The sequence below is a fragment of the Streptomyces camponoticapitis genome (genome assembly GCF_014646115.1).
GTDB classification, from domain to species: Bacteria; Actinomycetota; Actinomycetes; order Streptomycetales; family Streptomycetaceae; genus Streptomyces; species Streptomyces camponoticapitis.
In genome coordinates, this window is record NZ_BMMV01000018.1 from 97,989 (window position 1) to 121,575 (window position 23,587).

Consider the following 23,587-nt stretch of genomic DNA (forward strand, 5'->3'; position numbering starts at 1 on the left):
CGGCGCCCCAGGTCCGCTGATCCTCCGGGCGGGCCCCCTCAGCCACTCACCTGACCCCGCGCGCGGAGCTCCATGGCTTCGCGCGCGGCGCTCTGCGCGGTGTACACCTCACACATATGACGGCCGTCGGGTGTCGCCGTGTGCTCGACCTCCCACAGGCTCGTCTCCGTACCGTCCAGGAGCAGGAACGCGTGCTCGTAGAGCGTGAACCCCGCGTCCTTGGCCTCGGCATGGCCGTGCCGTCCGAAGACCTGGGTGATCTGGTGGGCGAAGGCGGCGCGCAGCGATCCCGCGACCTCCTCGCCCGGCCGGTCCACGTTCTCCGCGCGCCGAAGCACCCGGCGCGCGTGGTCGGCGGAGTTGTCCGGGAGATACACCCGGGGCAGCGGTGTCTGTGGCGCCGTCAGAAGGCCGCTGAGCAGTTCGAGATCGGCCGCGAGGTCGGACTCGAAGCTCGGATCGAGACTCGCACCCAGGCCCGACTCGAAACGGGACTCGAACAGTGAATCGGAATCGGCGGCGGGATCAAGGGCGGCGAGGGAACGGGCGGCGGCCTCGTCGGCACCGCCTGTCCGGTGAGGGCGGCGCAGCCGGGAGGCGGCGAGGCGCACCTCGTGCTCGTCGGTGTAGAGCTCATGCTGTTCGGCGCCGTCGCGCCCGGTGTTGTGGACCAGCTCCCAGAGGGTGAGGGCGGTGCTGTCGGCGAGCAGATACGTATGCCGGTAGGTCTCGCGATGCAGTCCCGCACTGTGGTGCGAGGACCGCAATGAACTGGCGTGCGCCAGAGCGGAGTCGAGCCGCTCGATCACGGCGTCGGGCAGATCGAAGGAGTTGAGTGCCCGACCCAGAAGACGCTCAAGATGCGTCTCGCTTGTCTCATACGGATCGTTCAAGGTGGGTCTCCAGGCCGTCGCCACATGTCACTTGGTGATTGCATAACGTAGCCCCTGGGACTGACATTGCGTCCCAAGTTCGGTAAAACGATTGGGGGCGCACGAGAAGTTCCTCAAGCCCCCCTCAAGTCCCTTGCGCCGTGGGTCAGTCCGTGCCGTACAGATCGCGGTACGCGGGGAACGTGCCGCCCGGCCCTTCCACACCCTCCGCCACCATCATCGCCCGTACGATCGCCCTGGTCACAGCGTCGGCCCCGGCTGCAAGGACTTCATTGAGCGCCAGCGGGTTCCCGGCATCGAGCATGCGTTCCCCGGTGGCCAGTGTGAAGACCGTGTCCCCGTCGTTGAGCAGATGTACAGGACGGACGGCGCGCGCGATACCGTCGTGCGCCGTCCCCGCGAGCTTCTGCGCCTGGGCCTTGGAGAGGTCGGCGTCGGTCGCCACGACGGCGAGCGTGGTGTTCAGCGGAGGCCGTCCGTCACGCTCGCGCACCTCGGCGAGGCGCGCGAGAGCGGCCTCGTGCACACCGGCCGGCGGATAGCCGGGACGGCCCTGGAAGTACCGCCCGTACAGCACCCCCGTCAGCGGATCGACCGCGGACCCCGCCGCGTTCGCGACGACCAGCGCGGCGACCGTGATCCCCGACGGCAGCAGCACGCTCGCCGTACCGACCCCGCCCTTTAGCCGCCCCACCACGGCCCCGGTCCCGGCCCCGACGCCGCCCTCGGCGACGGGCGCCCCCGACTCCGTACGGGCCGCCGCCTCGACCGCCGCACGGCCCGTGGAGGCGTCCGGGCGGGCCCGCCAGTCGCCACCGCGCCCCAGATCGAAGACGCACGCGGCCGGCACGACCGGCACCACCTGGGCCGGGTCGGGCCCGACCCGCACACCCCGCCCCCGTTCCTCCAGCCACGCCACCACGCCCGAGGCGGAGTCGAGCCCGAACGCGCTGCCGCCGGTGAGCACGACGGCCTCGACACGGCTCACCAGATTGCGCGGATCCAGCGCGTCGGTCTCCCGGGTGCCCGGCCCGCCGCCCCGTACGTCCACGGCGGCGACCGCCCCGCCCTCCGGGGCGAGAACGACCGTCGTACCGCTGAGCGCCCGGTCCCCGGCCACCCGCGCGTGGCCGACCCGAATCCCCGCCACATCCGTCAATGCGTCATTGAGTGCCATGGATCCCATGCGTACCACGACGCCGGACCCCGCCACGGCGGATCACCCCGGCCGCCGCGCCCACCCCCGTACTCTGGACGCATGAGCATCGCCCGCACCTCCGGACCGAGCGACACCGAGACGGACCCGCAGCGCCCCGCCCCCCAGCGCCCGGCACCGCCCAAGCCCGCACCCCCGAAGCCGGGCCCGCCCAAGCCGTCGCTCGTCTTCGACGACCCCCTGGACCGGCAGTCCTCGGACGACACGGACACCGGCTGGGGCGACCGCCAGGCCACGAGCGGTGACGGCGCCGCCGACCTGGCCCGCTTCCTCGACGAGAAGCCGCCCCACCACATCTGATCGCGGGGGAGCCCGACGGGCCGGCGTCAACCGGACGGGTCCTACGGGGCGCTCTGCCCCTGTCCCCGCCCAGGCACCCGCTGCTGAGCCACCAGGGCGTCCCTGATCTCCTTCAGCACCTCCAGCTCGCTCACCTCCAGGACCTCCTCCACCTTCTCCTTCGCGGCCAGCAGCCTGGCGCGCCTGGCGAGGTACTTCGCCATCGGCAGGACCATCAGGAAGTACACGACGGCGGCGGTGATCAGGAAGCTGAGCGTCGAACTGAGCACCGTCCCCCACATGATCGGGATGCCCGACACGGCATCGCCCGCGGCGTTCGTCTCGCACGGGGACTTGAGACACGAGGAGTAGTGGTCCAGGTCCTTGGTCCCGAACGCGCCGACCACCGGATTGATGACGCCCTTCACCAGGGAGTTCACCACATTGGTGAAGGCCGCGCCGATGACCACCGCGACCGCGAGGTCGATCACGTTGCCTCGCGTAAGGAAGGCCTTGAAGCCCTCCAGCACGCTCTCCTTCTCGTTGCTCACCAGTGAGCCCTTCCTTGTGTGTGCCGCGGGGACCGGAACGGGGACGGCGGAGGGGTCCGCCGATCGCCCCCGACACCATGGGCAACTCGCGCCCCGGCTGTCCAATCCGCCCATGCTCTCGTGTGACCAGTCTGCTCATCAGTACGACGGCGAGAAGCGCGGGTCCCCACACAGCAGGTCAGCACAGCGTCAGCGCCAGGCGGGAGTTCGTGCTCGCACCCGCCAACTCCGCCGCCACGTCACGCGCGACGGTCAGCAGGACCAGCGCTCCGCCCTCGGCGGAGCTCTCCGGCGCCCGCGGGACGGACTTCACCAGCACACCCGTGGCGAGTACCCGGACGTCCGATGCCCCGCCGCCGGGGGAGTGCGCGGCGGCGATCACATCGACCCGGTCGCCGGGGCGCAGCAGCCGCACCGTCTCCACATCCGCGATCCGCACCGGAGCCGTGACCGACCGCACCTTCTCCACGTCCGGTTGAGCGCCCGCGGCCGCGCGGGCCGCCGCCTCGGAGCGCTCCTCCGCTCCGGCCGCCGCACCGGGACCGCCCGCCCCCGACGCCGCCAACGCGGCCGCCGTCACGGCCAGCCCCGCCGCCATGGCCCGCCTCCGCCGGAGCAGCGCCCTGCGCAGCCGGTGCCCGCCGCCGCGCACCCGCAGTGGATCGAACGCCGGCACCCCGCAGGGAGCGGGCGCGGCGGCCACCGGCGGCGGGAAGAGAGGAGGATCCGAGGGACGGCTGATCAGGGAACGGGAAGACGGGATCGAGGACGAGGACAAAGCCGAAGCCGAAGTTGATGAGGAGTGCGAAGAGGAGCGTGAGGACGAACGGGACATGGCAACCACCACCTGCCGTGAGGAGTTTCTGCTGGCCACCCCTCACGATCCACGCCCGGCCGGAATCCCGCCGAAGCCTGTGGACAACTACCCGAATGTGAATAACTCGCCCACCCGAACGAGTCCTTCCGCCCGAGCTACGGCAGCTTGAGCCCCGTATCGATGCCATCCAGCGCGTGCGAGCACAGGCAGTCCCTCGTCTCGCCGTCCTGCAGCCCGCCCACGGCGTCGAACAGCACCGTGCGCAGCCGGTCCACGTTGGAGGCGAAAACCTTCAGCACCTCCCCGTGCGACACACCCTCACCCGTCTCCGCCCCGGCGTCCAGGTCGGTCACGAGGGTCAACGACGTGTAGCAGAGCCCCAGTTCACGGGCGAGAACGGCCTCCGGATGACCCGTCATGCCGACCACCGACCACCCCATCGACGCGTGCCACCGCGATTCGGCGCGCGTCGAGAAACGCGGCCCCTCGACGACCACCAGCGTCCCGCCGTCCACCGGCTCCCACTCGTGTCCGCGAGCCGCGGCGAGTGCCGCCTTGCGCCCCTCGGGGCAGTAGGGGTCGGCGAGCGAGATGTGGACGACCTTCGACTGCGAGCCGTCGGGCAGCGGCACACCGTCGTAGTACGTCTGGGTACGCGCCTTCGTACGGTCCACCAGCTGGTCGGGCACGAGCAGCGTCCCCGGGCCGAACTCCTCGCGCAGCCCGCCCACCGCACACGGGCCGAGCACCTGCCGTACGCCGACGGACCGCAGCGCCCACAGATTGGCGCGGTAGTTGATCCGGTGCGGAGCGATGTCGTGCGCGCGCCCGTGGCGCGGCAGGAACGCGACGCGCCTGCCCTCGACATCACCGAGGAACAGCGAGTCGCTGGGCGGTCCGTACGGTGTGTCGACGGTGACCTCGGTCACGTCGTCGAGGAATGAGTACAGGCCCGAACCGCCGATGACGCCGATCTCCGCGGTCTCCGAGCCCTCTGCGTTCGCCATGGTCGCCATGACGATCACCCTAACCGGGGCCGCCTCGTGCGCGGGAGCGCGGGCAGCCGGGAACGCCGAGGACCCCGCCGTACCGAACGGCGGGGTCCCGGAGAAGGTATGGGTCGGTCAGGCGGCGGAGGAACCGCTGGAGCCGGAGCTGCCGCTCGCGGCGCCCGACTTCGAGCCGGAGCCGGAGGAGCCCGAGCCCGACGAGGACCCGTTCGACGACGTGGACGCCGACGACGGCTTCGAGTCCGACGACGAGCTCGACGAGGAGGACGACTTATCGCTCGAACCGCCCGAGTCACCCGAACCGTTCGAGGCGCCCGCCTTGGCCGGCGTGCTGCTCGACGACGAGCCGCGGCTGTCGTTCCGGTAGAAACCGGAGCCCTTGAAGACGATGCCGACCGCCGAGAACACCTTCTTCAGGCGTCCTTCGCACGCGGGGCACACGGTGAGGGAATCGTCGGTGAACTTCTGCACCGCCTCGAGGCCCTCGCCGCAATCGGTGCACTGGTACTGATAGGTCGGCACTTTTCCTCCTGGCACTCTCACTCAATGAGTGCTAACGACGCTCCATAGTGACGTATTCCGCTGGATCAGTCCACTGCCACCGGCACGCGGTGACCCATTCCACGCGCCGCGACGCGGCCGGACGCCTTCGGCGTGAGCCGCGAGCGCAGCGTGAGAAGTGTGGCCAGAGCCAGTGCGGTGCCCACCAGCGGCACCACGAATCCGGCGCTCGCGCCATGCGCGTCCGCCAGCTGACCGGCCGCCGTGACCGCGCCGGCCTGCCCCAGCGCGACGGCGCCCGTCAGCCAGGTGAAGGCCTCCGTACGGGCTCCGGCGGGGACCAGGGCCTCGATCAGGGTGTAGCCGCTGATCAGCGCGGGCGCGATGAAGAGCCCGACCAGCAGGCCGAGGCCGGCGAGCAGCGGCACCGAGTGCACGGCCCACAGCCCGGAGGCGGCCAGCGTGAGGCCCAGATAACCGGTGATCAGCCTGCGGCGGGGCCCGGTCTTCCAGGCGATGGCGCCGCACGCGATACCGGCGAGCATGTTGCCGGCGGCGAAGACTCCGTACAGAAGGCCGTTCGCGCCGGGGTTGCCGATCTCCTCGGCGAAGGCCGTGAGCGAGACCTGCATACCGCCGAAGACCGAGCCGATGCCGAGGAAGACCACGGCGAGCACGCGTACGCCGGGCACGGACAGCGCCGAGACCCGCCCCCCGCCTGAACCACCTGAGCCGTCCGAGCCGCCCGCCGCGCCCGCCCCGCCGGAACCCGTCGCGCCGCCCGCGCCGCGCCCGGCCGCCTGCGGCTGTGTCCCCCGCCGCGCGGCGAACAGCAGCCCGCCCACCAGGGTCAGCGCTCCCTCGGCGAGCAGCCCCGCCGCCGGGTGTACGCCGGTGCACAGCGCGGTCGCGAGGACGGGCCCGATGACGAAGGTGAACTCGTCCGTGACGGACTCGAAGGCGGCCGCCGTCGGCAGCAGCCGCGCGCGCTCGTCGGAGACGCCGAGCAGGGCCGCCCAGCGCGCCCTGACCATCGGCCCCACCTGCGGGATCGACGCACCGGTCGGTACGGCGGCGGCGAACAGCGCCCACAGGGGCGCGCCGGCCAGCGCGAGCGTGGTCAGGGCGGCGACCGACGCCGCGTGCAGCAGCACCCCCGGCACCAGCACCGCACGCTGCCCGAACCGGTCGGCGAGCTTGCCGTTCTGCGGCGCGAAAAGGGCCATGGAGACACCGGTGACGGCGGCGACCATGCCGGCGGTGCCGTACGAACCGGAGGTGTGCTCGACGAGCAGCACGATGCCGATCGTGAGCATCGCGAAGGGCTGTCGCGCGGCGAAGCCCGGGAGCAGGAACGTCCAGGCGCCGGGTGTACGCAGGAGCTGCCCGTAGCCCGGGCGGCGCGGTGCGGTTCCCTCGGAGGAGCCGGCGGTGGTGTCGACCGTGTCGGACACGGTCCTTGCCTTTCTGCCGCCTGGTGGCACCCCCGGACGTGCGGGGGCTGCCGAGAGCTGTCCTCTTGCGCGGAACTGCGGTAGATACCCGGGTCCACTGGAGGGGACACCACGGCCGCCATACGGTCGCGCCAGCTCTGCGTCAGGCAGAGTTGGTCGATCAAGTCTGTGCGTCACGTCCTCGACGTGACAGGCACGGGCCTCATGCTACCCGGGAAATACCAGGAAGATCCCGGCCCGTACCTGTGATTGGCGCCTCCGGGCGCCACGGCCTTCGATTCCCAGGCCGGGCCCCTACCTCGTCCCCGGGCCCTTACCTCGCCCCCAGCCCTCCCGGCTTCCTGGCGGGCCCGCCCCCGCCGCCCGGCCCGCCCGTCCCGTTCGTGCCCAGCCAGTCGGCCAGCTTTCCGCCCTGCCCGACGGCCCGCAGACGCCGCTCGGCCGCGTCCCGTACCGGGTCCGTTGCCACCACCAGCAGCTCGTCCCCGTGCCGCAGCACCGTGGACGGCCCCGGCACGAAGCTCTTGTTCTCCCGTACGACCAGCGTGACCGCCGACCCCGGGGGCAGCCGCAGCTCTCCGACCTCCACGCCGTGCATCTTCGACCGGTCCGGGATGGCCACGGACAGCAGATGACCGCGCAGCCGCTCCAGCGGCGCCGACTCGACCCCGAGATCGGCCGCCTCGGAGGGGTCGCCGAGGTGCAGCGTCCTGGCCACCCAGGGCAGCGTCGGCCCCTGCACGATCGTGTAGACGACGACGAGCACGAAGACGATGTTGAAGATCCGGTGGCTGCCCTCGATCTCCGAGACCATCGGGATCGTCGCCATGACGATGGGCACGGCGCCACGCAGCCCCGCCCACGACATCAGCGCCTTCTCCTGCCAGGGAATACGGAACGGCGCGAGGCTGACCAGCACGGACAGGGGCCGCGCCACCGCCGTCAGCACCAGACCCACTATCACCGCGGGCCAGAAGTCGTCGCCCAGTTCGTGCGGCGTCACCAGCAGTCCGAGCAGGACGAACAGGCCGATCTGCGCGAGCCAGCCGAGACCCTCCGCGAAACCGCGGGTCGCGGGCGCGTGCGGCAGCTTGGAGTTCCCCAGCAGCATGGACGCCAGGTACACGGCGAGGAACCCGCTGCCGTGGGCCATGGCGCCCGCCGCGTACGCGACGACGGCGATGGCCATCACGGCGATCGGATACAGACCGGAAGCCGGCAGCGCCACGCGCCGGAGCCCGAAGGCACCGAGCCAGCCGACCGCGATCCCGATGGCGGCGCCGATGGCCAGTTCCAGGAAGATCTCGCCCACCAGTACGTACCAGTGCTCCACCGGCCCGACCGTCGACAGCGCCACCACCATGATCACCACGGGGGCGTCGTTGAAGCCCGACTCCGCCTCCAGCGCACCCGTCACCCTCGACGGCAGCGGAATCTTCCTCAGTACGGAGAAGACGGCGGCGGCGTCCGTGGAGGAGACGACGGCGCCGATGATCAGCGCCTGCCGCCAGTCGAGGCCGACGAGGAAGTACGCGGCGGTCGCGGTCACGCCCACGCTCACGGCCACACCGACGGTCGACAGGGCGACGGCGGCCGGCAGCGCCGGTTTCGCCTCTTTCCACTTCGCGGCGAGACCGCCCTCGGCGAGGATCACGACCAGGGCCGCGTAGCCGATCACCTGGGTCAACTCGGCATTGTCGAACTTGACGTTGAAGATGCCGTCCTGGCCGATGAGGACGCCGATCCCGAGGTAGAGCAGCAGGCTGGGCAGCCCGCTACGGGACGAGATCCGCACCGCGGCCACTGCGATCAGCAGCACGAGCGAGCAGATGAGCAGGAGTTCATTGAGCTGGTGGACAGTCAGCGGCCGATCCTTCCCCTCACGCACACCGGATCGTTTTCCCGGCAGTCGGCACTTCGTTACCTTACCTAATCTTTAACGTTTTCTTGACGCGATCGATCGTTCGTGCGATCGATCGCGTGATTTCCTGTGTGATCGTCCGAGGAGTCCTCAACGGTCGTACTAGTGACACCGCGTCGGGGCGGGTGAAGCGCTGCGCCTATGGTTGCTGCAGCATTCCAGGACCACCCTGCCCCTCGAAGGACAGCGATGCCCGCCAACTCAACGCCCCCTGCCACCAAAAAGAAGGGGCGACGCGCCCGCCTTGTCGTGATCGTCCTGGTGCTGGCTCTGGTAGCAGGCGTTGGTTACGGCGCCTACTGGGGCGTCAGTACCGTGCGTGCCTCGCTCCCGCAGACCACCGGCACCATAAAGGTGCCGGGACTCGACGGCCGGGTCGAGGTCAAGCGCGACAGTTACGGCGTCCCGCAGATCTACGCCAACACCGACCAGGACCTGTTCCGCGCGCAGGGCTATGTCCAGGCGCAGGACCGCTTCTGGGAGATGGACGTCCGGCGCCACATGACCTCGGGGCGGCTCTCCGAGATGTTCGGCAAGGGCCAGGTCAAGACGGACGAGTTCCTGCGCACGCTCGGCTGGCGGCAGGTGGCCCAGGACGAGTACGACGACAAGCTCTCCGACGAGACGAAGAAGAACCTCCAGTCGTACGCGGACGGTGTCAACGACTACCTCGAAGGCCGCGACGGCAAGGACATCTCCGTCGAGTACGCCGCGCTGAACTTCACCAACGACTACAAGCCCGCGAAGTGGACCCCCGTCGACTCGGTGGCCTGGCTCAAGGCGATGGCGTGGGACCTGCGCTCCAACATGCAGGACGAGATCGACCGTTCGCTGCTCACGAGCAGGATGGACGAGAAGCAGATAAAGGACCTGTATCCGTCGTATCCGTACGACAGGAACCAGCCGATCGTCTCCGAGGGCGCGGTCGACCCGCTGGCGGAGGAGTACGACCCCGAGGCCGAGCCGGGCGAGGCGTCGGGGGACGGTACGGGCACGGGAACCGGTACGGGAACGGGAACTGGGACCGGCACGGGAACAGGGACCGGCACAGGCATAGACACCGGCACCGGGAACACGGGCAACGGCTCCGGCGGCGCCGTCACCGACGGCCTGGAGTCCCAGCTCGACGCACTCTCCGCCACCCTCGACGAGATCCCCGCCCTCCTCGGCCCCAGCGGCAGCGGCATCGGATCCAATTCGTGGGTCGTCTCTGGCAAGTACACGACGACCGGCAACCCGCTGCTCGCCAACGACCCGCACCTCGCGCCCCAGCTGCCCTCCGTCTGGTACCAGATGGGCCTGCACTGCCGCAGCTTCACCAAGGACTGCCAGTACGACGTCGCCGGCTACACCTTCGCCGGGATGCCCGGCGTGATCATCGGCCACAACAAGGACATCGCCTGGGGCATGACCAACCTCGGCGCGGACGTGACCGACCTCTATCTGGAGAAGGTCAACGGCGACACCTACCAGTACGGGAACGAACAGAAGAAGTTCACGACCCGTCAGGAAACGATCAAGATCGCCGGTGCCGAGAGCGAGACCATCACGGTCCGCTCCACCGGGCGCGGCCCCGTCGTCTCCGACCGCGACGCCGAGCTGCGCAGAGTCGGCGACAAGGCCCCCGTCGACAACGCGGCCCCCGACCGCGGCGAGGGATACGCGGTCTCCCTCCAGTGGACCGCCCTGAAGCCCGGCAAGTCCATGGACGCGGTCTTCGAGCTCAACAAGGCGAAGGATTTCGCGGAGTTCCGCAGGGCGGCGCAGAGTTTCGAGGTCCCCTCGCAGAACCTGGTCTACGCCGACGCCAAGGGCAACATCGGCTACCAGGCGCCCGGCCGGATCCCGGTCCGCGCCAAGGGCGACGGCTCGCGGCCGGCCCCGGGCTGGGACCCGGAGTACCGCTGGGAGGGCTACATCCCCTTCGACGAGCTTCCTTACGAGGAGAACCCGAAGCGCGGCTACATCGTCACCGCCAACCAGGCCGTCATCGACAAGGACGACTACCCGTACCCGCTGACGGGGGACTGGGGCTACGGCGCCCGGAGCCAGCGGATCAACGACCTGATCAAGTCGAAGATCAAGGACGGCGGCAAGATCTCCACCGACGACATGCGCACGATGCAGACGGACAACCGCAGCGAGATCGCCACGCAGCTCATGCCGCACCTGCTGAAGATCGATGTCTCGGACCCCGCCATCCGCGAGGCCCAGAAACTTCTCGAAGGCTGGGACTCCACCCAGGAGCCGGACTCGGCGGCCGCCGCGTACTTCAACGCTGTCTGGCGCAACGTCCTCAAGCTCGCCTTCGGGAACAAGCTTCCCAAGGAGATGCGTGTCAAGGGGGAGTGCCTCAGCGTGCGCCCCGCCGACAGCACGGGCCCGGTCGACGACCTCGCGGAGCTGGTGCGGGAGTGCGGCCAGCGGTCCGCGGACTCGGCGCAGCCGGACGGCGGCGACCGCTGGTTCGAGATCACCCGCAAGATCCTCAAGGACCCGGACAACGAGTGGTGGCAGTCCCCGAAGACCCGTACGGAGAAAGCCACCAAGACACGTGACGAACTTCTGCTGCGCGCTCTCACGGACGCGCGCTGGGAGCTGACCGCCAAGCTCGGCAAGGACGTCTCCACCTGGAGCTGGGGCCGGCTGCACCAGCTGAACCTGGAGAACCAGACCCTCGGTACGGAGGGCCCCGGCATCGTGAAGACCCTTCTCAACCGCGGCCCGTGGAACCTGGGCGGCGGCGAGGCCGCGGTCAACGCCACCGGCTGGAACGCGGCCGGCGGCTACGAGGTCATGTGGGTGCCGTCGATGCGGATGGTGGTCAACGTCGGTGACTGGGACAAGTCCCGGTGGATCAACCTGACGGGCGCCTCCGGGCACGCGTACAGCCCGAACTACACCGACCAGACGGAGAAGTGGGCCAAGGGCGAGCTGATCGACTGGTCGTTCAGCAGCAGGGCCGTGGAGGAGAGTACGGGGGACACCCTGACGCTCGCGCCGTAAGCACCCCGGCCGGGCGGTGCCTTCACGCGCTCGCGAAGCGCCTGGTCCCGCCCGGAGTCACCACCACGTGCACGGGGCGGTCGTGCGGCTCCTCAGGGACCCGCTCGACCACCTCGTGGTCGTACAGCAGCACCGCGAGTACCGCCCCCGCTCCCGCCACCTCCAGCCGGCCCAGGACCCGGTCGTACGACCCGCCGCCCCGCCCCAGCCGCATCCCGCGCCCGTCCACCGCGAGCCCGGGAAGCAGCACCGCCCGCGCCGCGAGGACCGCGTCCACCCCCAGCCGGACGCCTTCCGGCTCCAGCAGCCCCCGCCCCGCGCGCACCAGCCGCTCCGGCCCCTCGTACGCCGCCCAGTCCAGATCGTTGTCAGGCAACAGCACCGGCAGGAGGACCCGCACCCCCCGCTCCCGCAGCCCGTCGAGCAGTGCGCGCGTGCCCGGCTCGCGCCCCACCGAGACGTACGCGGCGACGGTCCCGGCCTCCGCGAGTTCGGGAAGCTCCAGCGCCCGCCGGGCGAGAACCGCGGAGGCGTTCCGGACGTCCTCTTCGGACAGCAGGCGCCGTGCACCGAGGAGCTCCTGCCGCAGAGCCGGTTTTCCTGACATGTCGGAGTTCATCGGCCTTCGCAAATCTCTCGTATGCGTATGTAAGGGGAGAAAGTTAACCGGAGCCACATCTTCCTCTCATCCGCGGCGGATAGGCTGCTCGTCATGACTCAGTCGCCCCCCAGGATCAGCAAGGCTGTCATCCCTGCCGCAGGGCTGGGAACTCGCTTCCTGCCTGTCACCAAGGCCACTCCCAAGGAGATGCTGCCTGTCGTCGACAAGCCCGCGATCCAGTACGTGGTCGAGGAAGCCGTGATGGCAGGGCTCTCCGACGTTCTCATGGTCACCGGACGCAACAAGCGTCCCCTGGAAGACCACTTCGACCGCAACTACGAACTGGAGGAGGCGCTCACCCGCAAGGGAGACACCGAACGCCTCGCCAAGGTGCAGGAGTCCAGCGACCTCGCGACGATGCACTACGTCCGGCAGGGCGACCCCAAGGGCCTCGGCCACGCCGTCCTGTGCGCCGCCCCGCATGTCGGCGACCAGCCCTTCGCGGTGCTCCTCGGTGACGACCTGATCGACCCGCGCGACCCGCTGCTGTCCCGCATGGTCGAGATCCAGGAGAACGAGGGCGGCAGCGTCATCGCCCTGATGGAGGTCGAGCCCGACCAGATCCACCTCTACGGATGTGCCGCCGTCGAGCCCACCCCGTACAGCGACGTGGTGAAGGTGCACGACCTGGTCGAGAAGCCCGACAAGGCCGACGCGCCCAGCAACTACGCCATCATCGGCCGTTATGTCCTGGACCCGGCCGTCTTCGAGATACTGCGTCAGACCGAGCCCGGCCGGGGCGGCGAGATCCAGCTCACCGACGCGCTCCAGCAGCTCTCCGCGGACGAGAAGATCGGCGGCCCGGTGCACGGAGTCGTCTTCAAGGGACGCCGCTATGACACGGGTGACCGCGGCGACTATCTGCGTGCCATTGTCAGACTCGCGTGCGAACGTGAAGACCTGGGACCGGACTTCCGGACCTGGCTCCGCAGTTACGTCAACGAGGAGATGTAAGACCTTGAGCAGTACGGCGACACCGGCACCGGCGCCTGCCTCGGGCCAAGGACGGCTCTGGACGGTGGACGAGCACCTGGCGGACATCCTCGCCACGGTCCGCCCGCTCGACCCGATCGAGCTGCAACTGCCCGACGCCCAGGGCTGCGTCCTTGTCGAGGACGTCACGGTGCCGGTGGCGCTGCCACCGTTCGACAACAGCTCCATGGACGGCTACGCGGTCCGTACGGCCGACGTGTCCGGCGCCGACGAGGAGTTCCCGGCCGTCCTGACCGTCATCGGCGATGTCGCGGCGGGCGGCGAGTCACTGCCGCGCGTCGGGCCCGGCGAGGCGGCCCGGATCATGACCGGCGCACCTCTGCCGCCCGGCGCCGAGGCCGTGATTCCCGTCGAATGGACCGACGGCGGTACGGGCGGCGGGGCCGCCACCTCCATGCGGCCGGCCGGCTCCGCGCCCGAGGGCGCGAGCGGCGAGGTCCGGATCTACCGCCCGGTCGAGCCCCGCGCTCACGTCCGCGCGCGCGGCAGCGACGTCCAGGCCGGGGATCTCGCCCTGGAGGCCGGCACGATCCTGGGGCCGCCGCAGATCGGCCTGCTCTCCGCCATCGGCCGCGCCACCGTCCGGGTCCACCCGCGCCCGCGCGTGGTCGTCCTGTCGACCGGCAGCGAACTGGTCCAGCCGGGCGAGGCGTTGGGCCAGGGCCAGATCTACGACTCCAACAGCTTCGCGCTCACCGCCGCCGCGCGGGACGCGGGCGCCATCGCCTACCGGGTCGGCGCGGTCACCGACGACGCGGACACCCTCCGGGCCACGATCGAGGACCAGCTGATCCGCGCGGACATGATCGTGACGACCGGCGGGGTCAGCGTCGGGGCGTACGACGTGGTCAAGGAGGCGCTGTCCTCCGTAGGAGACGAGGACGAGCCGGGCAGCGGCATCGACTTCCGCAAGCTCGCCATGCAGCCGGGCAAGCCCCAGGGCTTCGGCTCGATCGGCCCCGATCACACCCCGCTGCTCGCCCTCCCCGGCAACCCCGTCTCCAGTTACGTCTCCTTCGAGTTGTTCGTACGCCCCGCGATCCGTGCGCTCATGGGCCGCGAGGACGTCCACCGCCGGACGGTCCGCGCGACGCTGAAGGCCGACAAGGCGCTGAGGTCCCCTGCGGGCCGGCGCCAGTTCCTGCGTGGGACGTACGACGCCGAGGCGGGCTCGGTCGTCCCCGTCGGCGGCTCCGGCTCCCATCTCGTCGCCGCCCTGGCGCACGCCGACGCGCTGATCGTGGTCCCCGAGGAGGCGGTCTCGGCGGAGCCCGGCAGCGAGGTCGACGTGGTGCTGCTCGGCTGAGCGCCGCACGGTGGCGGTAGCGTGTCCTGCCAGACAGGCCCCGCCGGGCCCGGACCGGGAGCGCCACAGCGATGACTGCGTTTTCCCGGGGGGAGACCCCCGGACCATCTCCACAAGGCCGCCTGACGCATATCGACGAGGCGGGCGCGGCCCGTATGGTCGACGTCTCCGCCAAGGAGGTCACCGCGCGCACCGCCAGCGCGAGCGGCCGGGTGCTGGTCTCGCCCCGCGTGGTCGAACTGCTGCGGGGCGAGGGGGTGCCCAAGGGCGACGCCCTGGCCACCGCCCGTATCGCGGGCATCATGGGCGCGAAACGCACGCCGGAGCTGATCCCACTCTGCCATCCGCTGGCCCTCTCGGGTGTCACGCTCGACCTCGCCGTCACGGACGACGCGGTGGAGATCCTGGCGACGGTGAGGACCACCGACCGCACCGGTGTGGAGATGGAGGCCCTGACCGCGGTCTCCGTCGCGGCGCTGACGGTGGTCGACATGGTGAAGGCCGTCGACAAGGGCGCCGTCATCACGGACGTACGGGTCGAGGAGAAGACCGGCGGGAAGTCGGGCCACTACTCCCGCCGGGCGCCGGACCCGGACGGACGGCCGCGGACGAACGGCACAGCGGAGAGGGGCACGGCATGACCGATCCCGCCGAGAGCGGCACCGCGCCCCGGGCGGGGGAGCCGTACCGCGCGCTCGTCGTCACCGCGTCCAACCGGGCGGCGGCCGGCGTCTACGCGGACACCGGAGGCCCGATCATCGCGAGCGCCCTGACGGAGCTGGGCTTCTCCGTCGACGGCCCGCTGGTGGTGCCCGACGGCGACCCGGTCGAGCGCGCCCTGCGGGACGGGGTGGCCGCGTCGTACGCCGTCATCCTGACCACCGGCGGTACCGGGATCTCGCCCACCGACCGCACCCCCGAGGCCACCCGCCGCGTCCTGGACCACGAGATCCCCGGCATCCCCGAGGCGATCCGTGCCGAGGGCGCCCGGAAGGTCCCCACCGCGGCCCTGTCGCGGGGCCTCGCGGGTGTCGCCGGCCGGACCCTGATCGTGAATCTGCCGGGCTCCTCCGGCGGTGTACGGGACGGGCTCGCCGTCCTGAACCGGCTGCTCGTCCATGCCGTCGACCAGATCCACGGCGGCGATCACCCCCGTACCGACGCATGAACCCCTCCTGGCCCGTGGCGCTGGTGGACGGCGATGTCGTCCTCCGGCCCATAAAGGCGCGCGACCAACGGGCCTGGCGCGAGGTGAACCGGCGCAACCGCGAGTGGCTGCGGCCCTGGGAGGCGACGATCCCGCCGGCCCCGCCCGGCGCCCCGGTCGTCCAGCGCCCGACGTACCGGCAGATGGTCCGTCATCTGCGCGCCGAGGCGAACGCGGGGCGGATGCTGCCCTTCGTCATCGAGTACCAGGGGCGCCTGGTCGGCCAGTTGACCGTGGCCGGGATCACCTGGGGGTCGATGTGCTCGGGGCACGTCGGCTACTGGGTGGACCGGGACGTCGCGGGGCGCGGCGTCATGCCCACGGCCGTCGCCCTCGCCGTCGACCACTGTTTCCGTCTGGTGGGGATGCACCGCGTCGAGGTCTGTATTCGGCCCGAGAACGGGCCGAGCCGCCGGGTCGTGGAGAAACTCGGATTCCGTGAGGAAGGCACCCGACCCCGTTATCTGCACATCGACGGGGCGTGGCGGGACCATCTGGTCTTCGCGCTCACGGCCGAGGAAGTGCCCGAAGGACTCCTGTACCGCTGGCACCAGGCGCGACCTGGGACGCCACATAAATGAAATATGTGTTCGATAATGGTCGCCATCCGACCATCAAGTGATCCGAACAATCACAAAAAAAGTCCGTGATATCAGCCAGATCGTGCGACACACCGGCTCAATTGGCGGATCCCCTCGCGCGAACACCTCTACGGTGTGAACCGTGAGCAGCAGCGGCCTCATCTACGCAGTCATCGTCGGGGCCTGGGCCGCCTACTTGGTACCGATGTGGCTCCGAAGGCAGGACGAGCTCAACGAAGCCCGTCCGACGGAACGCTTCAGCACCGCCATCCGGCTGCTGTCCGGACGGGCGGCCATGGAGCGCCGGTACGCCAGGGAGTTGCAGGACCGCACCACCGAGGAGGCCGGGCCCGACGACGAACCGGACGTCCCGGCGGAGCCGACGAGCTCCGTCGACGTCCGGGCCTTCTCCGCGCCCCCGGACCATACGGAAGTCCGCCTGGAGATCCCGGCACCGGCACCGGCACCGGCACCGTCGCCTGAGCCCTTGCCCGCGCGCCGCGAGGCCCCCTCCGGCGCAGCGGCCGAACGCGCCCGCCGCGCCCAGCGGTCCCAGGTCCTCGCCCGCCGCCGGCGCACCACCGTGGTGCTCTTCCTCGTCTTCACGGTCGGCGCGGTCGTCGCGGGCGTCCAGGGCCTCGCCTTCCTGTGGGCGCCGGGCGTCCCCGCCGTACTCCTCAGCGCGTACATCGTGCATCTGCGCGCCCAGGAACGGCGCCGCTTCGTCTTCACCATGGACCGCCGCAGGGCCGAGATCGCCGCGCAGCGCCTGCGCGAGAACCGCCCGCGCCGCCACCACGTCTCGGCCCCGGCCGAGCCGGACGAGGAGCCCGAACCGCGCGCCGCCCCGGAACCGGCCGCCTCGGTCTCCCCGCAGGAGGCCGGCCGCCGCGCCCTGGTCGAGCAGACGGACCACGCCGAATGGGTCGACCAGCAGCGCGAACGCGAACGCGGCCCGGCCCGTGGCGACAGCTGGGAACCGGTCCCGGTCCCGCTCCCGACGTATGTGACGGCCCCGGTCGCCCCGCGCGCCACGGGCGGTGTCAATGTCAGCGACCCGGAGACCTGGAGCGCCGCCCGCTCCTCCACGGCCGAACCGACCCCACCGGAACCGGCCCCCGCCGAACCCCCGGCCCAACGCCGCCCCCGCGACCGCAGCCGCACCCCCCTCTTCGACCAGTTCGACGAGGAAGACCGCCCCCGCGCGGCCAACGAGTGACCAGCGGGGAACGGATTTCCAAGCACCCCGACGGGGGTGCTAAAGTTTCATTCGTCGCAAGGGCCTGTGGCGCAGTCTGGTAGCGCACCTCGTTCGCATCGAGGGGGTCTGGGGTTCAAATCCCCACAGGTCCACATCCGACAGTTCTCAAGTAGCTCTTGGGAATCGCCACGAGATCCCGTTCAGCCGAAAGGCTGGGCGGGATCTCGTCGTTCCGGCATGGCCGTGAACCACCCCGCCCCCGCGTCCGTGACTCCTGTACAAGTTCCGCGGCACAGGCCGCCACCCCCGCAGGAGCACTCCCATGGCCACGGCGCCCCCACCACAGGACAACTGGCTCGCGCGGCTGGCACTGCGCTTTACCGCGGTCACCGAGAAGTGGCTGCCCGACGCGCTCGGGTTCGTTCTCGTCGGTACGTTCGCGGTCTTCGCGCTCGGACTCGCCACCGGGGAGGGGCTGTACGGGCGGCCCGACGATCCCGCCGACACCACCGGGTTCGGGCTGGTGGACGCGTGGGGGCAGGGGTTCTGGTCGCTCATCACCTTCACGCTCCAGATGGCGATGATCATTATCGCCGGATACGCGGTCGCGGTCTCCCCGCCCATGAGCCGGCTGATAGCCAGGATCGCGCGCGTGCCCCGTACCCCGCGTGGTGCGATCGCGTTCACGGCCGCCGTCGCCATGGGGACCTCGTACCTCAACTGGGCCTTCAGCCTCATCTTCACCGCGATCCTGGCCAAGGAGATCGCCCGGCGGATCCAGGGCGTGGACTACCGGGCTCTCGGCGCCATGGCCTTCCTCGGGCTCGGGACGGTCTGGGCCCAGGGGCTGTCCGGGTCCGCCGCGCTCCAGGTGGCCAGTGAGGCGTCGAGTCCGCCGGCCGTGCAGGAGGTCGTCGCGGACGGTCGTGGCAGCGGGCTCATCCCGCTCACCGAGACCATCTTCCTGTGGCAGGGCATGGTCGCCACGGCGATCATCTTCGTCATCGCGGTCGTCATGGCCTGGTTCCTCTCGCCCTCCCCCGAGCGCGCCAAGACCGCGGAGGAGCTCGGCATCGACCTGGGCCCGAGCGTCGCCGAGAAGCGTGCGCAGACGCGGCGCGGGCGGCCGGGGGAGTGGATCGAGTACAGCCCCGTCTTCGCGATCCTGCTGTTCGCGCTCGGCGCCTGGTACCTCGTACGCCACTTCGCCCTCGCGGAGGGCGACCCCCTCAACGCGCTCGACCTCAACACCGTCAACATGATCCTGATCCTGCTGGCCCTGATCCTGCACTGGCGCCCGGTCCGTCTCGCGCAGGCCGTCAAGGAGGGCGCCCCGGCGGCGTCCGGCGTGCTCCTCCAATTCCCCCTCTACGGCGGCATCTTCGGCATGATCGCCTTCACCGGGCTGAGCAAGACCATCGCCGGCTGGCTGGTCTCGGTGTCGAACGATTTCTTCTACCCGGCCTTCATCGCCGTCTACAGCATGGTCCTCGGCGTCTTCGTGCCCAGCGGCGGCAGCAAGTGGGTCATCGAGGCGCCGTACGTCCTGGAGGCGGCCAACCAGCTCCAGGTGAACCAGGGCTGGATGGTCGTCGTGTACGACCTCGGCGAGGCGAGCGCCAATCTGCTCCAGCCGTTCTGGATGCTGCCCACGCTCACGATCCTCGGTCTCAAGGCCCGCGACATCATGGGCTACACCTTCGCCATGTTCCTCGCCTGTTTCCCCGCCGTGCTGATCCTCGTGACCCTCTTCGCACGTACGCTTCCCTTCCCGTAGGGAAGAGGGACCGGCCAGGCGCGAAGGAGCGGCGAGGTGCGGCGGATCGATGTCACGGAGCGACGGGCCCGGCTCGGCGTACGGCACCGGCTGGCGGTGGCCGCCCGCGCGGACGGCCCCGCCGAGGTGGCGCACGACCTCGTAGCCCTCCACAGCACCGACCCGTCCTCCGTGTATGTCGCCATCTGGGCGCGGACGAACGGCGGTTCGGTACGGGACGTGGAGCACGCCCTGTACGAGGACCGCACCCTCATCCGGCTGCTGGGCATGCGCCGTACCGTCTTCGTCACCACCCTCGACGTGGCCCCGGTGCTCCAGGCCGCCTGCTCGGACGCCGTGGCCGCGCGGGAGCGCCGCAAACTGCTCGGGTTCCTGGCCGCGTCGGACGTCGCGGACGACGAGGAGGGCGTACGGGCGTGGCTGGCCGAGACGGAGGACATCGCCGTACGCGCGCTCGCCGCCCGGGGCGAGTCCACGGCCGCCGAACTCGCCGGCGACGACGCCCGCCTCAGTACGAAGGTCGTGCTCTCGGCCGGCAAGGACTACGAGGGCACCCAGAAGGTCGCGAGCAGACTGCTGCTCCTGCTCGCCGCGGAGGGCCGGGCCGTACGCGGCCGGCCGCGCGGCTCGTGGACCTCGCACCAGTACCGCTGGGCGCCGCTGACCTACTGGTTCCCCGGCGGGCTCGCGCACTGGGACACCCACCGCGCGGAGGAGGAGCTGGCCCGTCGCTGGCTGCGGGCCTTCGGCCCGGCCACGGCGGACGATCTGCGCTGGTGGGCCGGGTGGACGAAGTCACAGGTCAAGCGGGTGCTGACGGAGGTGAAACCGGTCGAGGTCGATCTCGGCGGCGGGACCACGGGTCTGCTCCTGCCCGACGACCTGGAGGAGACCGCGCCGCCGGAGCCGTGGGCCGCGCTGCTGCCGGCCCTCGACTCCACGCCGATGGGCTGGCACGAACGCGGCTGGTTCCTCGGCGAGCACGGTCCGCGCCTCTTCGACAGGGCCGGGAACATCGGCCCTTCGCTCTGGTGGGACGGCCGTGTCGTCGGTGGCTGGGCGCAGGACCGGAGCGGTGAGATCGTCTGCCGCTTCCTGGAGGACGTCGGCGCCGACGCGCGGGCGGCGGTACGGCGCGAGGCGGAGCGCCTGGCCGTACCTCTGGGCGAGGTCAGGCTCAGCGCCCGCACCCGCGGCCGCACCTGGCTGGAGGACGAACTGGCGCTCTGAGACGGGGCGGCCACCACCGTGCCGCCGGCGGCACGTACGTACGAGGTACGAGGCGGTCAGCGGCCTCCCGCGTACGCGCACGGCATCGAGCGGACCCGGTTGTCGAAGTTCGACGGCACCAGCACCGGGGCTCCCGCGGCGCGCAGTTCGGGCGATCTCGTCAGCAGCTCCCGGAACAGCGCCTTCATCTCCTGCTTCGCGAGGAACGTGCCCAGGCAGTAGTGCGGGCCCCCGCCGCCGTATCCCACGTGCGGGTTGGGGCTGCGGGTGATGTCGAAGCGGTCCGGGTCGGTGAAGACCGACTCGTCGCGGTTGGCGGAGGCGTAGAACAGCACCACCCGATCGCCCCGCCGGAAGTCGCGACCGCTCATCCGGTGGTCCTGGATCAGTCTGCGCCGGAACTGGATGATCGGTGTCGAGTGCCGCACGATCTCCTCCACGGCACCGTCCGCGTACCGGTCGAAGTCACTGAGCAGCAGGGCCCGTTGGTCGGGGTGATCGGTCAGCAGGGACAGGCCGTGCGCGATCGCGTTACGTGTGGTCTCCACCCCGGCGACCATCAACAGCGAGAAGAACGAGCCCAGTTGGCGGCCGTTCAGCGACTGGCCGTCGATATCGGCGTTCACGAGCGCGGAAATGAGGTCCCCGGTCGGATTCTTGCGCCGCTGCCGCCCGAGGTCCGCGACCATTCCCTGCATGGAAGCCAGTGCGCGAAGGCCCTTTCCGGGAACGCGGATCCGCTGCCGCACCGTCCGCGCGACACCCGTTTCGACGGACGCCCGATTCACCTGGGCGAGGATCGAAGGACGCTCCTTCTCGGGAATGCCCATCAGATTGCAGATGATTTCGAACGGCATGCGCGACGCGACCGATGTGACGAAATCCTCCGGCCGTTCCCGGAGCAGGTCGTCCACAATACGCTTCGCCACCGAGCGGACATCCTCCTCCGTCGCGGCGAGAATGCGGGGGGTAAAGGCGCGCGAGACGATCCGCCGCAGCTGGGTGTGCTGAGGCTCGTCGAGATTGACCAGTGACTCGCCGAACACCGCCCGCACCCAGCGGGCCGGCTCCGGAGTGGTGACGCCGGGCGCGCTGCCGAACACCTCCGCGTTGCGGCTGGCCTCCACCACGTCCGCGTGGCTGACCAGCGCGTAGAAGCCGCGCTCCGGACGCAGCCGACCGCCGGGCCGCTCCACGAAGTACTGCGGCGGTCCGGCGGCGCGCAGCCGGGCGAAACCCTCCAGCCTTTCGGAATGCGGCAGTTGCCAGAACGAGGGATCGGCGAGATTCGGCGTCATGTGTCCATTCCTTCCGGGGCTTCGAGCTTCCCACGGCAGGCGTGGCATCAACGCGCGCCGGACGTAAGGCAGACGGGGGTATCGGAGTACTCTTCTCGCACATGAGGGCGATTACTCCGCCACTCGGGTGACGCGAACTCACATCCGGCGCCGACGGGCCGCTACTGTGCCGAAGCATGACCTCTAGCAACACCGCGCAGGGAAGCCTGCAATACGCTCCTCTGCTCGGCACCCTCACGGTAATTCCCTGGACCGGTGAGCGTTCCGACGGCGAGCGCAACCCGCCTTTCCTGCTGGCCTATTCACTCGGCGACGGCCGTGAGGGTGCGGAGGCCGGGGAAGAGGCGATGCACGCCGTCATCAACCAGATCGGTCTCAGGACCGGCGCCGGTCCGATCGATGTCGCCACGTCGCCCGGCATCCCGATCACCCTGCTGGTGCAGGCCGGGCGGGCCGTGCTGACCATGCCGTATCTGAAGGCTCAGTGCGCCGTCCCCCCGGAGTGGGAGGAGGACGCCGGCGCGACGGGCTCGGTGTACTTCATCCTCGCCACCCAGCCGTGGCCCGAGGGCGTCCCCGGCAAGCCGGTGAGCGAGGAGGCGCTGCGCGCCTTCGTCGGCGACGAGGCGGTGCTGACCGGCGCCGCGCACTGCCTGGTGCCGGTGAGCAGCCTGCGCGGCTGAGCGCGCCCCCGGCTCACAGAACGCCCTGGCCGGCCCCTCCGTTCGCGGGGACCGTACGCCCCGCCGCGCCCCACTCCTGCACCAGAGCGCTGTAGATGGGGGTGGGGATCGCCGCGGCGGTGGGGGGAGGCGGGGTCGGCGGAGGGGGCGGGACCGCTTCGGCACGATGCTTGGGCACCGCTGAGAGGCGCTGCCATCGGGGTGCTTGAACGGAGTTCATGCTCTGGCAAACGCCGTAATCGACCCCGGAGTCACTGTGCCCGGCGTGTCGAGGGGGACAGCTGAAACGCTACTTCGAATGCGTGACCGAACCGGTGGAGCAGACACCATGACAACAGCACTGAGCGACAGCGCGCCGACGTCCGGCGCACACAGGTACGGGAACGAGCCCGGGCGGGACGGACGGCACGGCGCCCCGGGGGTCTTCGGCGCGGGGCGGGTGCTGGCGTGGTTGCTGGTGGTGACGGGCGCGGCGGGTGTGCTGGCGTCGTGGGTGATCACGATCGACAAGTTCAAGCTGCTGGAGGATCCGGGCTTCCAGCCGGGGTGCAGTCTGAATCCGGTGGTGTCCTGCGGGAACATCATGAAGAGCGACCAGGCGTCGGTCTTCGGATTCCCCAACCCCATGCTGGGACTCGCGGCCTACGCGGTCGTGATGTGCGTGGGTGCGGGGCTGCTGGCGGGGGCGCGGTACCGGCGGTGGTTCTGGCTGGGGCTGAACGCCGGGATGCTCTTCGGCGTCGGCTTCTGCACCTGGCTGCAGTACCAGTCGCTCTACACCATCGGCTCCCTCTGCCTCTGGTGCTCGCTGGCCTGGGTCGCCACGATCGTGATGTTCTCCTACGTCACCACGCACAACGTCACGCACCGGATCCTCCCCGCGCCCGCCGGACTGCGGACGGCGCTGGGGGAGTTCCACTGGGTGCCGCCGGTGCTGTGGACCGGGACCATCGGGATGCTGATCCTTACCCGCTGGTGGGACTTCTGGACCGGCTGACCCCG

At 70.6% G+C, this 23,587-nt stretch carries 22 protein-coding genes and 1 tRNA gene; 13 read left to right on the forward strand and 10 right to left on the reverse strand.

What is annotated here, in order from left to right; translation table 11 throughout:
- Positions 1 to 38: 38 nt before the first annotated feature.
- Both IEY79_RS25015 and IEY79_RS25020 read right to left on the reverse strand, forming a co-directional pair.
- Positions 39 to 893 (reverse strand): DUF6227 family protein, encoded by an 855-nt coding sequence (locus tag IEY79_RS25015; protein WP_189109842.1) that lies wholly within the window; start codon positions 891 to 893, stop codon positions 39 to 41.
- Positions 894 to 1,038: 145 nt separating this feature from the next.
- Positions 1,039 to 2,070 carry a P1 family peptidase gene (locus IEY79_RS25020; protein ID WP_189109843.1) on the reverse strand — a complete coding sequence of 344 codons (1,032 nt, stop codon included), beginning with the start codon at positions 2,068 to 2,070 and terminating at the stop codon, positions 1,039 to 1,041.
- Between the two features lie 81 nt (positions 2,071 to 2,151).
- Between IEY79_RS25020 and IEY79_RS25025 the strand changes: the two genes are divergently transcribed.
- Positions 2,152 to 2,409, forward strand: a complete 258-nt coding sequence (locus IEY79_RS25025; protein WP_189109844.1) for a hypothetical protein — start codon at positions 2,152 to 2,154, stop codon at positions 2,407 to 2,409.
- A 41-nt stretch (positions 2,410 to 2,450) separates the two neighbouring features.
- On the opposite strand, the gene IEY79_RS25030 is transcribed toward IEY79_RS25025, so the two are convergent.
- From IEY79_RS25030 to IEY79_RS25055, 6 genes are all read right to left on the reverse strand, one after another.
- Positions 2,451 to 2,939 (reverse strand): large conductance mechanosensitive channel protein MscL, encoded by a 489-nt coding sequence (locus tag IEY79_RS25030; protein WP_189109845.1) that lies wholly within the window; start codon positions 2,937 to 2,939, stop codon positions 2,451 to 2,453.
- Positions 2,940 to 3,117: 178 nt separating this feature from the next.
- The gene (locus IEY79_RS25035) at positions 3,118 to 3,642 is read right to left on the reverse strand and encodes a hypothetical protein (protein ID WP_308426690.1); all 525 of its coding nucleotides are present in this window, start codon (positions 3,640 to 3,642) and stop codon (positions 3,118 to 3,120) included.
- 269 nt (positions 3,643 to 3,911) lie between these two features.
- Complete coding sequence (locus tag IEY79_RS25040; protein ID WP_373292620.1) at positions 3,912 to 4,772, reverse strand: S-methyl-5'-thioadenosine phosphorylase; 861 nt, start codon at positions 4,770 to 4,772, stop codon at positions 3,912 to 3,914.
- Between the two features lie 108 nt (positions 4,773 to 4,880).
- Positions 4,881 to 5,288 (reverse strand): FmdB family zinc ribbon protein, encoded by a 408-nt coding sequence (locus IEY79_RS25045; protein ID WP_189109846.1) that lies wholly within the window; start codon positions 5,286 to 5,288, stop codon positions 4,881 to 4,883.
- 65 nt (positions 5,289 to 5,353) lie between these two features.
- On the reverse strand, positions 5,354 to 6,721 hold the full coding sequence (locus IEY79_RS25050; protein ID WP_189109847.1) for an MFS transporter: 1,368 nt from the start codon (positions 6,719 to 6,721) through the stop codon (positions 5,354 to 5,356).
- Between the two features lie 313 nt (positions 6,722 to 7,034).
- A complete protein-coding gene (locus tag IEY79_RS25055; RefSeq protein WP_229701103.1) occupies positions 7,035 to 8,609 on the reverse strand; it encodes a potassium/proton antiporter in 1,575 nt (524 codons plus the stop codon).
- A 222-nt stretch (positions 8,610 to 8,831) separates the two neighbouring features.
- Here IEY79_RS25055 and IEY79_RS25060 point away from each other — a divergent pair, with 222 nt between their 5' ends.
- Entirely contained in the window at positions 8,832 to 11,648 is a 2,817-nt protein-coding gene (locus IEY79_RS25060) for a penicillin acylase family protein (RefSeq protein WP_189109848.1), read from the forward strand.
- Between the two features lie 22 nt (positions 11,649 to 11,670).
- On the opposite strand, the gene IEY79_RS25065 is transcribed toward IEY79_RS25060, so the two are convergent.
- The gene (locus IEY79_RS25065; protein WP_189109849.1) at positions 11,671 to 12,267 is read right to left on the reverse strand and encodes a 5-formyltetrahydrofolate cyclo-ligase; all 597 of its coding nucleotides are present in this window, start codon (positions 12,265 to 12,267) and stop codon (positions 11,671 to 11,673) included.
- A gap of 93 nt (positions 12,268 to 12,360) precedes the next feature.
- Between IEY79_RS25065 and galU the strand changes: the two genes are divergently transcribed.
- From galU to IEY79_RS25110, 9 genes are all read left to right on the forward strand, one after another.
- The gene (galU, locus tag IEY79_RS25070; RefSeq protein WP_189109850.1) at positions 12,361 to 13,263 is read left to right on the forward strand and encodes a UTP--glucose-1-phosphate uridylyltransferase GalU; all 903 of its coding nucleotides are present in this window, start codon (positions 12,361 to 12,363) and stop codon (positions 13,261 to 13,263) included.
- 4 nt (positions 13,264 to 13,267) lie between these two features.
- Positions 13,268 to 14,608, forward strand: a complete 1,341-nt coding sequence (gene glp, locus IEY79_RS25075; RefSeq protein ID WP_229701104.1) for a molybdotransferase-like divisome protein Glp — start codon at positions 13,268 to 13,270, stop codon at positions 14,606 to 14,608.
- A gap of 71 nt (positions 14,609 to 14,679) precedes the next feature.
- Positions 14,680 to 15,249, forward strand: coding sequence for a cyclic pyranopterin monophosphate synthase MoaC (moaC, locus tag IEY79_RS25080; protein ID WP_189109852.1), 570 nt, complete (start codon positions 14,680 to 14,682; stop codon positions 15,247 to 15,249).
- Entirely contained in the window at positions 15,246 to 15,776 is a 531-nt protein-coding gene (locus IEY79_RS25085; RefSeq protein WP_189109853.1) for a MogA/MoaB family molybdenum cofactor biosynthesis protein, read from the forward strand. Before moaC ends, IEY79_RS25085 begins: the two co-directional genes overlap by 4 nt.
- Positions 15,773 to 16,396, forward strand: a complete 624-nt coding sequence (locus tag IEY79_RS25090) for a GNAT family N-acetyltransferase (protein ID WP_189109854.1) — start codon at positions 15,773 to 15,775, stop codon at positions 16,394 to 16,396. Before IEY79_RS25085 ends, IEY79_RS25090 begins: the two co-directional genes overlap by 4 nt.
- A 142-nt stretch (positions 16,397 to 16,538) precedes the next feature.
- Positions 16,539 to 17,615: a divisome protein SepX/GlpR gene (gene sepX / locus IEY79_RS25095; protein ID WP_189109855.1), complete on the forward strand. Its 1,077-nt coding sequence runs from the start codon at positions 16,539 to 16,541 to the stop codon at positions 17,613 to 17,615.
- A 60-nt stretch (positions 17,616 to 17,675) separates the two neighbouring features.
- Positions 17,676 to 17,749: transfer RNA gene (locus IEY79_RS25100), tRNA-Ala, on the forward strand.
- Positions 17,750 to 17,919: 170 nt separating this feature from the next.
- Positions 17,920 to 19,374 carry a short-chain fatty acid transporter gene (locus IEY79_RS25105; RefSeq protein WP_189109856.1) on the forward strand — a complete coding sequence of 485 codons (1,455 nt, stop codon included), beginning with the start codon at positions 17,920 to 17,922 and terminating at the stop codon, positions 19,372 to 19,374.
- Positions 19,375 to 19,410: 36 nt separating this feature from the next.
- Complete coding sequence (locus IEY79_RS25110; RefSeq protein WP_373292621.1) at positions 19,411 to 20,604, forward strand: winged helix DNA-binding domain-containing protein; 1,194 nt, start codon at positions 19,411 to 19,413, stop codon at positions 20,602 to 20,604.
- A 56-nt stretch (positions 20,605 to 20,660) separates the two neighbouring features.
- Here the strand turns inward: IEY79_RS25110 and IEY79_RS25115 are convergent, their stop codons facing one another.
- Positions 20,661 to 21,902: a cytochrome P450 gene (locus IEY79_RS25115; protein WP_229701105.1), complete on the reverse strand. Its 1,242-nt coding sequence runs from the start codon at positions 21,900 to 21,902 to the stop codon at positions 20,661 to 20,663.
- Between the two features lie 176 nt (positions 21,903 to 22,078).
- Here IEY79_RS25115 and IEY79_RS25120 point away from each other — a divergent pair, with 176 nt between their 5' ends.
- Both IEY79_RS25120 and IEY79_RS25125 read left to right on the forward strand, forming a co-directional pair.
- Positions 22,079 to 22,585 carry a DUF5949 family protein gene (locus IEY79_RS25120; protein ID WP_189109858.1) on the forward strand — a complete coding sequence of 169 codons (507 nt, stop codon included), beginning with the start codon at positions 22,079 to 22,081 and terminating at the stop codon, positions 22,583 to 22,585.
- A gap of 328 nt (positions 22,586 to 22,913) precedes the next feature.
- Positions 22,914 to 23,582, forward strand: a complete 669-nt coding sequence (locus IEY79_RS25125) for a vitamin K epoxide reductase family protein (protein ID WP_189109859.1) — start codon at positions 22,914 to 22,916, stop codon at positions 23,580 to 23,582.
- Positions 23,583 to 23,587 lie beyond the last annotated feature (5 nt).

Bases quoted from the DNA above. Each gene is read 5' to 3' on its own strand.
- IEY79_RS25125 (WP_189109859.1), top strand. From the start codon at position 22,914: ATGACAACAGCACTGAGCGACAGCGCGCCGACGTCCGGCGCACACAGG.
- IEY79_RS25105 (WP_189109856.1), top strand. From the start codon at position 17,920: ATGGCCACGGCGCCCCCACCACAGGACAACTGGCTCGCGCGGCTGGCA.
- IEY79_RS25060 (WP_189109848.1), top strand. From the start codon at position 8,832: ATGCCCGCCAACTCAACGCCCCCTGCCACCAAAAAGAAGGGGCGACGC.
- galU (WP_189109850.1), top strand. From the start codon at position 12,361: ATGACTCAGTCGCCCCCCAGGATCAGCAAGGCTGTCATCCCTGCCGCA.
- IEY79_RS25020 (WP_189109843.1), bottom strand. From the start codon at position 2,070: ATGGCACTCAATGACGCATTGACGGATGTGGCGGGGATTCGGGTCGGC.
- IEY79_RS25085 (WP_189109853.1), top strand. From the start codon at position 15,246: ATGACCGATCCCGCCGAGAGCGGCACCGCGCCCCGGGCGGGGGAGCCG.
- moaC (WP_189109852.1), top strand. From the start codon at position 14,680: ATGACTGCGTTTTCCCGGGGGGAGACCCCCGGACCATCTCCACAAGGC.
- IEY79_RS25115 (WP_229701105.1), bottom strand. From the start codon at position 21,902: ATGACGCCGAATCTCGCCGATCCCTCGTTCTGGCAACTGCCGCATTCC.
- IEY79_RS25025 (WP_189109844.1), top strand. From the start codon at position 2,152: ATGAGCATCGCCCGCACCTCCGGACCGAGCGACACCGAGACGGACCCG.
- IEY79_RS25040 (WP_373292620.1), bottom strand. From the start codon at position 4,772: ATGGCGACCATGGCGAACGCAGAGGGCTCGGAGACCGCGGAGATCGGC.
- IEY79_RS25090 (WP_189109854.1), top strand. From the start codon at position 15,773: ATGAACCCCTCCTGGCCCGTGGCGCTGGTGGACGGCGATGTCGTCCTC.
- IEY79_RS25120 (WP_189109858.1), top strand. From the start codon at position 22,079: ATGACCTCTAGCAACACCGCGCAGGGAAGCCTGCAATACGCTCCTCTG.
- IEY79_RS25065 (WP_189109849.1), bottom strand. From the start codon at position 12,267: ATGAACTCCGACATGTCAGGAAAACCGGCTCTGCGGCAGGAGCTCCTC.